The sequence below is a fragment of the Patescibacteria group bacterium genome, from assembly GCA_024238995.1.
GTDB lineage: Bacteria > Patescibacteriota > Minisyncoccia > Minisyncoccales > JANBVM01 > JANBVL01.
On the sequence record JANBVL010000009.1, the window covers coordinates 18,244 to 31,929 of the forward strand.

The following is a 13,686-nucleotide window of genomic DNA, read 5'->3' on the forward strand; positions in this document are numbered from 1 at the left end:
TGTAATTATTATGACTAGGATTATTGCCAAAATTAAAATCACTAAGGTTCAAAAAAGAGATGAAACAATTGTTGATTTTGATAGTCAGAAAATTTCTAAAGCAGTCTTTAAAGCAATTACTGCTACTGGTCAGGGCGATGGCGTGAAATCAAAAAAAGTTACAAATCAGGTAATTAAAATTTTGAACAGGCGTTTTAAAAAAGACGAAATTCCTTATGTTGAACAAATTCAAGATATTGTTGAAGAGGTTTTAATGTTGGAAGGGCTGGTTGACACTGCCAAGGCATATATTCTTTATCGTGAACAGCGCAGAAGAGTAAGAGAAGCAATAAAAGTTAGCGAAGAAGCAGTGGACAGGATTGATAATTATTTAGGAAGACTTGACTGGGAAGTGCAGGAAAATGCAAACATGGCTTTTTCTCTGCAAGGATTAAATCGTTATGGCGTTTCTTACATAATTAAAAGATACTGGTTAAACAAAGTTTATCCCCAGGAAATAAGAGATGCACATATGTCTGGGGATTTTCATGTGCACAATTTAGACACATTGGGCACTTATTGCTCTGGATGGGATTTATATGACCTTTTGATAAAGGGTTTTGGCGGAGTAGCGGGTAAGGTAGAATCAAAACCAGCAAAACATTTTAGGGCTGCTTTGGGCCAAATAGTAAACTTTTTATACACTCTTCAGGGAGAAGTGGCGGGAGCGGTTGCTCTTTCTAATTTTGATACATTGCTCGCTCCTTTTATCCGTTACGATAATTTAAGCTATAAACAGGTTAAGCAGTCTTTGCAGGAATTTCTTTACAACATGGCTGTTCCAACCAGGGTTGGCTTTCAGTGCCCTTTTTCAAATATTACTCTGGATTTAAAGCCATCGCCTTCTTTTGCCAAACAGCCAGTGGTAATCGGAGGCAAGCCGCAGAAAGAAACTTATGCTGAATTTGAAGAGGAGATGAAGGTTTTTAACAAAGCATTTTATGAGTTGATACTTGAGGGAGATAAAACTGGAAAACCATTTCATTTTCCAATTCCAACAATAAATATTACAAAAGATTTTTCCTGGGATGATCCTGCTTATGATTTAATTTTTGAAGCTTCAGGAAAATATGGAACTAATTATTTTGCTAATTATATTAATTCTGAAATGAAGCCCGAAGATGTTAGAAGCATGTGTTGCAGGCTTCGTTTGGATTTAAAAGACCTTCATAACCGTGGCGGAGGGGGATTGTTCGGCGCAGGGGCTTTGACTGGGAGCATTGGCGTAGTAACAATTAATCTTCCGAGGATTGGCTATTTGTCAAAAACAAAAAAAGACTTTTTCAAAAAATTAGAAAGACTTTTAAGTTTAGCCCAGGAGAGCTTGGAAATTAAAAGAAAGATTTTAGAAAATTATATTGACAAAGGACTTTATCCTTATTCAAGATATTATCTTGAAGGAATTAAAAAAATGAGAGGCGTTTATTATTCCAACCACTTTTCAACAATAGGTTTAGTTGGTATGAATGAGGCGCTTTTGAATTTTATTGGAAAAGACATTGCTTCAAAATCAGGAAGAAGATTTGCATTGGAAATAATGGATTTTATTAGAACAAAGCTGATTAAGTATCAAAAAGATACTGGCAATATTTATAATTTAGAGGCAACACCAGCAGAATCTACTGCGTTTCGTTTGGCTTTAAAAGATAAAAAACAATATCCTGATATTATTGCTGCTGGAACCAAAAAAACTCCTTACTATACTAATTCAAGCCAACTACCAGTTAACTATACTACTGATGCCTTTGATGCTTTGAAGCTTCAAGATGATATTCAATGCAAGTATACTGGCGGTACGGTTTTGCATTTGTTTTTGGGTGAAAACATATCAGAGGTTTCAAATGTTAAATCTTTAGTTAGAAAAGTATTTGAAAAATTTCATCTTCCCTATATTACTTTAACTCCTACTTTTTCAATCTGTCCTGCTCATGGTTATTTGTCAGGAGAGTATTTACAGTGTCCAAAATGCACTATTGAACAGCCCTGTGAAGTTTACTCTAGGATAGTCGGTTACATTAGGCCTGTGTCACAATGGAACGACGGTAAAAAGATGGAATGGAAAGATAGAAAAGAGTTTAAAGTCAAAAAGAAATCATTAACTACTAGTTGAATTAATGAGAATCGGCGGCCTTCAAAAACTAACTTTAATTGATTACCCTGGCCATTTAGCAGCTACGGTTTTTCTTATTGGGTGCAATTTCCGCTGTGGTTTTTGTTATTCATCAGAACTTGTTTTGCCTGAAAAAATTAAAATTCAGCCAGAAATTTCAAAAAAAGACTTTTTTTCTTTTTTAAAATCAAGAAAGGAATTATTAGAGGGAATAGTAGTGTGCGGAGGCGAACCAACCATAAATAGCAATTTACCGTCTTTTATTAAAAAGATTAAAAAATTAGGGTTTTTAGTTAAACTTGATACCAATGGTTCAAATCCTAAAATGCTCAAAACCTTAATTAATAAAAAACTTATTGATTATATTGCGATGGACATTAAAGCTCCAAAACAAAAATATATTCAGATCATTAATGCTTCAGGAATTTTGAAAAGCAACATCGTAAAAAACATTGAAAAGAGCATTGATATTTTAAAAAAATCTAATATTGATTATGAATTCAGAACAACAATTGTTCCAAGCCTTCATGGGAAAAAAGACATTTTGGGTATTGTTGACTGGATAAAGCCAGCAAAAAAATATTATTTGCAGAATTTTAAAGGGGAAAAGACAATTGATCCTGGGTTTGAAAAATTAAGGCCTTATTCAAGAGAATATCTTTTAGAAATTCAACAAGCTGTTTCTCCTTTTTTTGATGTTTGTCAGGTGAGGTAAACATCAAAACAGTTTTGTCAATTTACTATGACAAACTCTAAAATTTTCCTATACTTTTCAATATTTTTTATTATTGGCATTTCTTTAACTTTAACTTTTCAAATCTCCCAGCTATTTATACTGGGATTTTTAATTTTTAGCTTGATTTTAATTTCAGTGTTTTGGGATTATAAGAAAGTAGTGGTGTTTGGCTTTTGTTTATTATTTTTAGTGTTAGGGATGTGGCGCTTTCAATTATTTCAAATGAAAATTGAAAATAATGAACTTAAGAATTATATTAATCAAGAAATTTCGTTAATTGGAATTATTAATAACCAACCGGTTCAAAAAGAAAAAAGCTCTAAATTAGAAGTTAAATTAACTGACTTTGAAGAAAAAATTTTAATAACATCTTTTAAATATCCAGAATATGAATATGGAGATAAGATAAGAATCACCGGAACACTAGAAGAGCCCCCGGTTTTTGATAGTTTTAATTACAAAGAATATTTGGCGAGAAATAACATTAATGGCTTAATGTTTTTTCCAAAAATAGAATTATTAGAAAAAGATTCTGGCAATCTAATGATGAGAGTTCTTTTTTTAATTAAAAATAATTTGAAACAAAGTTTAAATAAAATAGTCTCTTTGCCTCAATCAGCGCTTTTAGAGGGATTATTATTTGGTGATGAAGATGGTTTTTCGAAAGAATGGATTAATAAATTTAATTTAACTGGCACTCGTCACATTACAGCAGTTTCAGGTATGAATACTACTATTTTAAGCGTCTTGGTTTTAAACTTTCTTTTGTTTTTAGGCCTTTGGAGACATCAAGCATTTTATTTATCAATTGTCTTGATTATTTTTTATATTCTAATGATTGGTGCTCCAGCTTCAGGGATAAGAGCTGCTGTTATGGCAATAATATTTTTAACAGCTCAGCATTTTGGAAGAGCATCAGACGCGACAAGGGCAATAATATTTTCAGCAAGTTTAATGTTGTTTTTTAATCCTTTTCTTTTAACTGATATTGGATTTCAACTTTCTTTTTTAGCAGTAGTGGGGTTGATTTATCTCCAACCATTTTTTATGAATATGCTGAAGAAAGTTCCTCAGAGTCTGGAACTTCGCTATAGCTTAGCTGCAACTTTAAGCGCTCAAGCTTTCACCTTTCCTGTTTTAATATATAATTTTGGATATATTCCTTTAATAGGCCCCATTGCAAATGTTTTAATTGTTCCATTGCTTCCAATAATTACTATTTTCGGTTTTTTAGTTTCAGTACTGGCAATATTTTCAAATTCCTTAGCTTTAATTTTTTCTTTCCCAGTTTATTTAGTACTTACATATATTTTGAAAGTGATTGATTTTTCTTTTCAGACTTCTTATCTAAACCTGGTTTTTGAAAATGTTTCTTGGGTTTTAATTTTGATTAGTTATCTGGTTTTAGGTTTTTTAGTTTGGAAACTACAAGAAAAACTTACCGAAAAGTTTAATTTTTGATAAGATTAATTATTATGAACTACTCTGACAAACAAAAAGCTTGGATTGTTAGTGTTGATATGGGTTATGGACACCAAAGAACTGCTTATCCTTTAAAGCATTTGGCTCTTGGAGATAAAATCATTCATGCAAACAGTTACGATGGGATTCCCAAAAAAGACATAAGAATCTGGCAAACTTCAAAAAAGTTTTATGAATCTATCTCAAGGTTCAAAAGAGTTCCTTTAATTGGCGAATTTGTTTTTTCTGTTTTTGACAGGTTTCAAAGAATCCTTTCTTTTTACCCTAAAAGAGATTTGTCAGAACCTAATTTTTCCTTAAAAAGAATTTATGGATTATTTAAAAATGGCTGGGGAAAAGATTTAATCGAAAGATTAAAAAGAAGCCCCAGTCCAATTGTTTCAACATTTTTTACACCTGCTTTTATGGCAGAGTTTTTTGATTATCCAAGTAATATATATTGTGTTGTTTGCGATGCTGATATTGCAAGGCCTTGGGCTCCCTTAAACCCTAAAAAAAGCAGAATTAAATATTTTGCGCCAAATGAAAGGATTGTGGAAAGATTAAAGCTTTATGGAGTGAGACAAGAAAACATTTTTTTAACTGGCTATCCATTGCCTTTGGAAAATATTGGAAGCGAAGACTTAGAGATTTTGAAAAAAGATTTATCTTACAGGCTTTTGAATCTTGATCCAAAACAACGTTATTTCTCCAAATATCAGTCTTTAATTGAGAATCATTTAGGCAGTTTGCCAGAAGAGCAAGATCACATTTTAACAATAATGTTTGCTGTTGGAGGAGCAGGCGCTCAAAAAGAAATTGGTTATACAATAATGAAAAGCTTAAAAGAGAAAATTAAACAAAAACAAGTTAAAGTTATTTTAGTTGCTGGAATAAGAGAAAAAATAAAAGATTATTTCTTAAATTGCATTGAAAGATTAGATTTAAAAACAGGAGTTGAAATAATTTTTAATAATAAAATGCACGGCTATTTCAAAGATTTTAATTTGGCTTTAAGAAAAACAGATATTTTATGGACAAAACCAAGTGAACTTTCATTTTATACTGGATTAGGTCTGCCAATTATTATTGCTCCTATTATTGGCTCTCAGGAAGAATATAATCGTAATTGGCTTTTAGAGCTTGGCTCTGGTATTTTACAAAACACTGTTGAGCATGCTGATGAGTGGCTTTTTGATTTATTAGAGAGCGGATGGTTTGCTGAAGCAGCAATGCAGGGGTTTATTGAGGCTGAAAAAAGAGGAGTGTTTAATATTGAAAAAATAATCTCTCAGCCTTCTGAATTTTATTCAAAATGACATTTAAAAAACCAATATTTTTTTTATTGATTATTATTTTGCTTTTTATCAGTTATCTTTTTATTGGTTCATCAAAAAGAGCAGAGAACATTGTTTTTGGAGTTAATTTTTCCCAGAAACAAGCCCTGAACCTTGATTTGGACTGGAAAGAGGCTTATACAGGGCTTCTTTATGATTTAAACATTAAAGATGTTAAGTTAATTACTTTTTGGGATTTTATTGAAGCATCAAGAGATGAGTTCAATTTTGATGATTTGGATTGGCAGCTTGAACAGGCGAAAATTAAAAATGCAAAAGTTATTCTGGTTATTGGAATGAAAACAGGTTCCTGGCCAGAGTGCCACATCCCTAATTGGGCAAAAGATTTAAATAAACAAGAGCAGCAGCAAAGAATTTTGAATTTAATTGAAAGAATTGTTTTAAGGTATAAAAATAATTCTGTTATCACCACCTGGATGGTTGAAAATGAGCCCCTTTTCAATTTCGGTAACTGCCCCTGGATTGATAAAAGTTTCTTAAAAAAAGAAGTAGAATTTGTAAGATCGCTTGACAGCACAAGGCCAATAATAGTCTCAGATAGTGGTGAGTGGTCTTTTTGGATAGAAGCAGCTAAGCTGGGAGATATTGTTGGAACAACAATGTATAGGAAGGCCTGGTTGACAGAGGCTGATATGTATATCAGTTATCCATTGCCACCTGTTTTTTATTCTAGAAAAGCCCAAATTATTAAAAAGCTTTTTAATAAAGATGTGATTTCTGTTGAACTTCAGGCAGAACCATGGTGCCCTGTTCCGACTTCCAGATGTTCTTTGGAAGAACAAAGTAAAACAATGAGCCTTGAAAGATTTAACCAGAACATTGAATTTGCTAAAAATACTGGCTTTAGCAAATTTTATTTATGGGGAGGTGAGTGGTGGTTTTGGCTGAAAGAAAAGCATCAAAGGGTTGAGATATGGGAGCAAGCAAGAAAACTATTTTAAAGAATTATGTTAAGTATCATTATTCCAGCTTTAAACGAAGAAGATTATCTTCCTTTGCTTCTTGCAGAAATAAAAAGGCAGGATTTTGACGACTATGAAATAATTGTTGCTGATGCTGATTCAGAAGATGACACATTAAGAGTTGCTAAAGCTTTTGGTTGTAAAACTACTCAAGGCGGTTTGCCTGCAAAAGGAAGGAATGAAGGTGCTAAAATTGCTTTAGGGGATTTGTTGTTATTTATTGATGCTGATGCTGTTTTTCTGCCTGAGAATTTTTTAAAAAACCTTGTTGAAAAATTTCAAAGAAGAAATTTGGACATAGCTAGTTTTCAAATTTATCCGAAAGGAAACATTATAGACAGGATTTTCTATGCTTTTTACAATTTATGGGCATGGTTAAGCCAGAGATTTTTAGCTCATGCTACAAATGTTATTTTAGTTAAAAAAGAGATTCATGAACTTGTTGGTGGATTTGATGAAACAATAAAGTTTGCTGAAGATCATGAGTATGTAAGACGTATAAAGAAACAAGCCCAATTTGGTTTTATTAATTTGAAACCAGTTCTAGTATCAGCTCGAAGATTTGAAAAAGATGGAAGGATTGTAACTTATTTAAGATATGGTTTGGCAGCTATTTGGATGTTTTTTTTAGGCCCAATAAAATCAAATATTTTTAATTACAAGTTTGGCTATTCATTGAAAAGTAAAGCTGATTTATTGTATAATATTTCTGACATGTATAAACTTCCAAAATATAAATTACCAAAAATTAAATTTCCCTCAATTAGCTTGCCTAAATTAAAATCAGGCAGAATGAAACTTTTAGAGTCAGCAAAAACTAAAGACTTTAAAACAAATACCGCTTGGTTTTTAGTCATAGTTATTGTTGTTTCCTCTTTTTTCGGTTTTTTAGCTGGAGCAATTTCTGGCAGTTATTTTTATTTGGAAATCAAAGAGTTTTTCTCAGGCATTAATATTGAAATTCAGGCCCCTAAAACAAATGAAGAAGAATCACCTCTTTTCACTTTTCAAGAGCAAGCGGTTGTAAATGTTGTCAATAAGGTTTCACCTTCGGTGGTAAGTATTGTTATTACCAAAGACCTACCAGTTTATGAAAAATACTATGTATCTCCATTTGATGAGTTTTTCTTTGACCCATTTTTTGATTTTAAAGTTCCTCAATACAGGCAGAAAGGAACTGAGAAAAAAGAAATAGGTGGAGGAACAGGTTTTATTGTTTCAGAAGATGGAATGATTCTAACAAACAAGCATGTTGTTTTAGATGATGAAGCAGATTACACAGTTATTCTTTCAGATGGCAGACAGCTTCAGGCTGATATTTTAGCAAAAGATCCCTTGCAAGATTTGGCAATTCTTAAGATTTCTCAAATTAAAACAATTACAGATAATGGAGAAGTAAGTTTTGAGCTTTTTCCTAAAGTAGAGCTTGGTGATTCAGATCAGATCCAGATTGGTCAAACTGCTATTGCTATTGGTTATGTTCTAGGAAGGTATCAGAATGCAGTTTCAGTTGGAGTTATATCGGGGCTGGGCAGAACAATTTCAGCCTCAGGAGGAGATTTTTACGAAATATTAGAAGATGTAATTCAGACTGATACTGCTATTAATAAAGGTAATTCTGGAGGTCCTCTCTTAAATACTAGAGGTCAGGTTATAGGGATAAATACTGCTATTGATCTTGAAGGCCAAAGCATTGGTTTTGCTATTCCTGTTAACAAGGTGAAAAAAGATATTGAACAAGTTAAAACAATCGGCAGGATCGTTTATCCATTTTTAGGAGTAAGGTATGTAATTATTAACAAAGATATTCAAAGAGAAAATGATTTGGAGGTTGACTATGGTGCTTGGGTTGCTAAAGGAAGCCAGGGAGAAGCAGCGGTTTTTCCAGGTTCAGCTGCAGATAATATTGGCATAAAAGAAAATGATATCGTTTTAGAGTTCAACGGGGAAAAAATTAATGTTGAAAATACTTTGGCAAATATAATAATAAAGTATAATCCTGACGATGAAGTAATTTTAAAGATTTTAAGCAATGGTCAGGAAAAAGAAATAAGTGTTGTATTGGGAGAAAGAAGTGAATAAAATCTTGATTTTTTACAATTTTACTTTATAATAATTTCATATGATAGGAGGTCAATTTACTCACAAAAGTCAGGAAGTAATAATGAATGCTCAGGAATTAGCAAAGAAAAAAGAACAACAGCAGATTGATGCTTTGCATTTGCTTTATTCTTTGCTTGAACAGAACGAGAGCATTATTGTAAATATTTTAGAAAAACTAGGAATTGATATTGAAGCTTTAAAGAAAAAAATCCAATCATCTTTAAGTAAAATTCCTACAATTTTAACACCCCAAACCCTGGGCCAGCTTTATCTTACTCAAGATATGGCAAAAGTACTTGAAAAAGCCAAAAAAGAAGCTGGCAAAATGGATGATGAGTTTATTTCTATTGAGCATTTATTTTTAGGCCTTTTAGATGCTGATACAAAAGCAAAAGAGATTTTAGATAAATCGACATTTTTAAAATCTAAAACTGAAGCTGATTCTTTGAAATTCGGCAAGTTAAATTACCAGACATTTGTAACTGAATTGTTAAAGATAAGAGGAGACCACAGGATTACTGATCCAAAGCCTGAAACAAAATATCAGGTTATTGAAAAATATGCCAGGAATTTAACATCTTTAGCTAGAAAAGGAAAACTTGACCCAGTAATTGGAAGGGAAAATGAAATAAAGAGATTAATGCAGATTTTATCCCGCAGAACAAAAAACAACCCTGTTTTAATTGGTGAATCCGGCGTTGGAAAAACAGCTGTTGTTGAGGGTTTGGCACAGCGTATTGTTGCTGGACAGGTTCCTGAAAGTTTAAAAGAAAAAGAAGTAATAGCAATGGACTTAGGAGCTTTAATAGCAGGGACCAGGTATAGAGGTGAGTTTGAAGATAGGATTAGGGCATTTTTAAGAGAAATCAATAGAGCTGATGCCAGGTATTTGTTGTTTATTGACGAGGTTCATACTCTGGTTGGAGCAGGCGCTGCTGAAGGGGCAATTGATGCTTCAAATTTATTAAAACCAGCCTTGGCTCGTGGAGAGCTTCGCGCTATTGGAGCAACAACTTCAAAAGAATATCAAAAATATATTGAAAAAGATCAGGCATTAGAGCGAAGGTTTCAGCCAATTTATGTTGCAGAACCTTCAATTGAAGACACTGTTTTGATTTTAAGAGGAATTAAGGAAAAATATGAGCTTCATCATGGAGTAAAAATCAAGGATTCAGCTTTAATTACTTGTGCCCAGCTGGCTGCCAGATATATTTCTGACAGGTTTTTACCAGACAAAGCAGTTGATTTAATGGATGAGGCAATGAGTGCTTTGAGACTTGAAATTGAATCAGAGCCAGTAGAGCTTGAAAATTTTAAAAGAGAGATTAATAAGTTAAGAATAGAGCAAACAGCAATTCAAAAAGAAAAAGGAACTAAAATCAGGCTTAAGGTAATTTCAAGGCAATTATCTGATCTAAGGGAAAAAGAAAAAGCATTACAAGTCAGATGGGAATCAGAAAAAGACTTAATTTCACAAATTAAAAACTTAAAATTCAATATTGAACAATCTCGTTTTGAAGCTGAAAAAGGAATTACCCAGGCTGATCTTCAGAAAGTTGCTGAGTTGAAATATGGTAAGATTCCAGAACTGTTAAAAGAATTGAAATCTGCTGAAAAGAAACTGGTAAGAATTCAGAAGAATAACCCTATTTTAAAAGGAGAAGCAGCTGAAGAAGATATTGCTAAAATAGTTTCAAAATGGACTGGTATTCCTTTGACAAGATTGCTTGAAGAAGAGATCAAAAAGCTTGGGAAAATGGAAAATATTATTGCCAGGCGTGTCATTGGTCAAAAACCAGCTATTGTTGCAATCTCAAATGCCATTAGACGGGCAAGAGCAGGGATTTCTGAAGAAAACAGGCCATTAGGCTCATTTATGTTCTTGGGACCTACTGGAGTAGGAAAAACTGAAACTGCCAAGGCTTTGGCTGGTTTCTTGTTTAACGATGAAAATGCAATGATCCGGTTGGATATGTCAGAGTATATGGAAAAACACACTATTTCCAGAATGATTGGTTCTCCTCCTGGTTATGTTGGCCATGATGAAGGAGGTCAGTTAACTGAGAAAATTAGAAAAAGGCCTTATGCGGTCATACTGCTTGATGAAATTGAAAAAGCTCATCCAGAAGTTTTTAATATTTTACTTCAGATATTAGAAGATGGAAGGCTTACTGATGCTAAAGGAAGAGTTGCTTCTTTTAAAAATGCAATTCTTATTATGACTTCAAATGTTGGAAGCGATATTATTGCAAAACAAGCATCACTTGGATTTATTGGCGGTGATGAAAAGCAAAAACAAAAAGATTTATTAAAAGATAAGGTGCTTTCAGCTTTAAAAGACAGTTTTAGGCCAGAATTTTTAAACAGGGTTGATGAAATCATAATCTTTGATTATCTTAACAAACCAGAGATTAAAAAAATTGTTGATTTAGAATTTGAAAAAGTTGTTAAAAGATTGTCTAAAAAAGATATTGATATTCAGATTACAGAATCAGTAAAGGATTTTGTTGCTCAAAAAGGTTTTGACCCTAATTTAGGGGCCAGGCCTTTAAAGAGAGTAATTCAAAAGCAGATTTTAGACCCATTATCTTTAAAAATCATTTCTGGTGAATTTAAAAATCAAAAAAGGGTTGTGATTGATTTTATTGATAACAAGATTTCCCTTTTAACTGAAAAAGATTTAATAAAAATTAAGCAAAAAAGAAAACAAACTGTTTCTGTCTAAGTATATGAGAAAAGATATTAAAAACATTTTCATAATGTTTATCTTCGGTATTTTCGGAGGTATCTTCGCTAATCAGGTTATTGGCCCTTACTTCACTGCAAGACCTGTTTATGTGACTGAACGTCAGGAAATTACTATTGAAGAAAATACTGCCTTAAAAGAGTCAGCTAAAAAAGTTGAAAAAACAGTTGTTGGGGTGATGACCCAAACAAAAGAAAACATATTTAAAGGATCAGGTTTAATGTTAACCTCTGATGGGCTGATGATTACTTTAGCTGAGTTAGTGCCTCAAGGAGGAGTTTTTACTTTTTTTGTTGAAGGCAGACCATCAAATTATCAGGTTTTAAAAAGGGATTTAAATCTTAATTTAGCCTTGATTAAACTTGAGCAGGACACTGTTTCAACAGTTGGTTTTGCTGATTTCAATAAATTAGAAATGGGAGAGAGAGTGTTTCTTGTTGGAACAGTTTATGGAATAGATGAATTTATTAGGAGCGTTAATGAGGGCATTATTTCTCATTTTGACAATGATTTAATTTCAACAAATATTTTAGAAAGAACAACCATGGCTGGCAGTCCATTGTTTAATATTAATGGTGAGTTTGTAGGATTGACTGTTTTAGATTACTGGGGGGCAGTAAGCGCTATTCCTGTTTCAGTAATTAAAACTTTTGCCGGTTTTTAAAATTATGCAAAAAGGGAGTATTTTTCTTTTTTTTGACCTTATCATCACTCTGATTGTTATTAGCTTTGCACTCTATTATGCTTTAGAGCGCTATATTATTTAATATTGACAAGCATTATTTAATATTATAATCTTTAAATCTGAGGTAGAGAAATAAAGTCGTAACCACCATCGGGTCTCTTTTTTTGGGCCCATCCTCTTTTTTTTCTGCTTCATTATTCTAGTTCATTGGCAGTTATATCATCTATATCAACTATTATTAGCTCTCTTTTGTGCACACACAACATAAAAATCGCGCGCGTTGAAATGTTCGATGAATGGACGTCAAAACTATGCTTGTGGTACAAAAAAAGAGAGCTTTTTTTTATTTAACAAAGATTTTTAATTTATAATAAGTATTTATAGTTTTTTATACGTAGCTTTATTTCGTAATTTAATACTATCGATGACAATCTCTTTATTGTAAAAATGGAATATGATTCTGAAATGACCTGATTTTAATCTATAAAAATCAGTATTTCTAATCTTTTGAATATTTAAACTCTTTGTATTGCCCTTAACCAAATCTGTAATAATTCCTAATAGTTTTTTTCTGTCTTTTTTATTGATTCTTCTAAGCAGCTTTTCTATTTTATCCATGCTAAACTGTCTTTTTTAAAACTTTGATCAAATCTTTTGCTTTGATTCCCTTTCCTTTATTATCACGAATAGCATCAAAAACAGTGTATTCGTTTTTTTTATACAATTCTTTAAGAATCAGTGGTTTTATCTCTAACCTGTCTTTTTTTTCTTCAATAATATATTGATTAGTAGAAAAATTACGTCTCCATTTAGCTGGAAGAGTAATTTGTCCTTTGCTTGTGATTTTAGTTATAGTAACCATATTTCTAGTAATTAATGTAATACTTTCTTACATTCTTACTTTATCAAGGCATATAGAGCTTGTCAAATAAGCAATTCTTTGATTTCGTTGTCTTGACAAAGACTTGTCCTTGACAATGCTTCATAAAACAAACAAAATGAAAATGAAATCCATTTCTATTAGCTTTTTAGAAAAGCATAAAAACTTTTAAAAAGATGGTTAAAAAAATTGAAGAATTAATTAAATATCAGGCTCAACTTCCTGATAAACTTGAGGTTCAAATTACAAAATCTGACGATTGGGGCTACGCAATTAAAATTTTGAATCTTCCGGGATGTTTTACTCAAGTGGAAGATGCAGGAGAATTATTTGTTATGGTGAACGATGCTGTTTACGCTTATTTTGATATTCCTGAGAGTATTATTCCTTTGATGCCTCGTTATTTTCCTATTGAGAGAATAAGAAAAGAGTTGCAAAAATGGGAAAAATCTATTCCAACCAACCTCTTAGGAAAACCTATTGTATTTGCTCAGTCAGGTGTTGGTGTTAACCCATAAAAGTTTCATGAGTGATTTTTATATTTCTTGCAAATACAGTAGAATGATTAAGGCTTTGAAAAAATTAGGACTTCATGTTAATGAAAAG

General features: G+C 32.2%; 11 protein-coding genes. 9 read left to right on the top strand and 2 right to left on the bottom strand.

The window, feature by feature from the left end:
* Positions 1–10: 10 nt before the first annotated feature.
* Genes KJI70_03135 through KJI70_03170 form a run of 8 tightly spaced genes read left to right on the top strand, consistent with a single transcriptional unit; the run spans position 11 to position 12,179 of the window.
* A complete protein-coding gene (locus tag KJI70_03135; GenBank protein ID MCP6718505.1) occupies positions 11–2,149 on the top strand; it encodes a ribonucleoside triphosphate reductase in 2,139 nt (712 codons plus the stop codon).
* 4 nt (positions 2,150–2,153) lie between these two features.
* Positions 2,154–2,864, top strand: a complete 711-nt coding sequence (locus KJI70_03140; protein MCP6718506.1) for an anaerobic ribonucleoside-triphosphate reductase activating protein — start codon at positions 2,154–2,156, stop codon at positions 2,862–2,864.
* A 27-nt stretch (positions 2,865–2,891) separates the two neighbouring features.
* Positions 2,892–4,346 (top strand): competence protein ComEC family protein, encoded by a 1,455-nt coding sequence (locus KJI70_03145; GenBank protein MCP6718507.1) that lies wholly within the window; start codon positions 2,892–2,894, stop codon positions 4,344–4,346.
* 14 nt (positions 4,347–4,360) lie between these two features.
* Positions 4,361–5,665 carry a hypothetical protein gene (locus KJI70_03150; GenBank protein MCP6718508.1) on the top strand — a complete coding sequence of 435 codons (1,305 nt, stop codon included), beginning with the start codon at positions 4,361–4,363 and terminating at the stop codon, positions 5,663–5,665.
* Positions 5,662–6,645: a hypothetical protein gene (locus KJI70_03155; GenBank protein ID MCP6718509.1), complete on the top strand. Its 984-nt coding sequence runs from the start codon at positions 5,662–5,664 to the stop codon at positions 6,643–6,645. Before KJI70_03150 ends, KJI70_03155 begins: the two co-directional genes overlap by 4 nt.
* 6 nt (positions 6,646–6,651) lie before the next feature.
* Positions 6,652–8,748: a trypsin-like peptidase domain-containing protein gene (locus tag KJI70_03160; GenBank protein MCP6718510.1), complete on the top strand. Its 2,097-nt coding sequence runs from the start codon at positions 6,652–6,654 to the stop codon at positions 8,746–8,748.
* Between the two features lie 40 nt (positions 8,749–8,788).
* Positions 8,789–11,494, top strand: a complete 2,706-nt coding sequence (locus KJI70_03165; protein MCP6718511.1) for an AAA family ATPase — start codon at positions 8,789–8,791, stop codon at positions 11,492–11,494.
* A 4-nt stretch (positions 11,495–11,498) separates the two neighbouring features.
* The gene (locus tag KJI70_03170) at positions 11,499–12,179 is read left to right on the top strand and encodes a serine protease (protein MCP6718512.1); all 681 of its coding nucleotides are present in this window, start codon (positions 11,499–11,501) and stop codon (positions 12,177–12,179) included.
* 399 nt (positions 12,180–12,578) lie between these two features.
* On the opposite strand, the gene KJI70_03175 is transcribed toward KJI70_03170, so the two are convergent.
* Together KJI70_03175 and KJI70_03180 are read right to left on the bottom strand one after the other, a co-directional pair.
* Complete coding sequence (locus tag KJI70_03175; GenBank protein MCP6718513.1) at positions 12,579–12,818, bottom strand: hypothetical protein; 240 nt, start codon at positions 12,816–12,818, stop codon at positions 12,579–12,581.
* 1 nt (position 12,819) lies between these two features.
* Positions 12,820–13,062, bottom strand: a complete 243-nt coding sequence (locus KJI70_03180) for an AbrB/MazE/SpoVT family DNA-binding domain-containing protein (GenBank protein ID MCP6718514.1) — start codon at positions 13,060–13,062, stop codon at positions 12,820–12,822.
* A 194-nt stretch (positions 13,063–13,256) separates the two neighbouring features.
* Here KJI70_03180 and KJI70_03185 point away from each other — a divergent pair, with 194 nt between their 5' ends.
* The gene (locus tag KJI70_03185) at positions 13,257–13,598 is read left to right on the top strand and encodes a hypothetical protein (protein MCP6718515.1); all 342 of its coding nucleotides are present in this window, start codon (positions 13,257–13,259) and stop codon (positions 13,596–13,598) included.
* Positions 13,599–13,686: the final 88 nt, after the last annotated feature.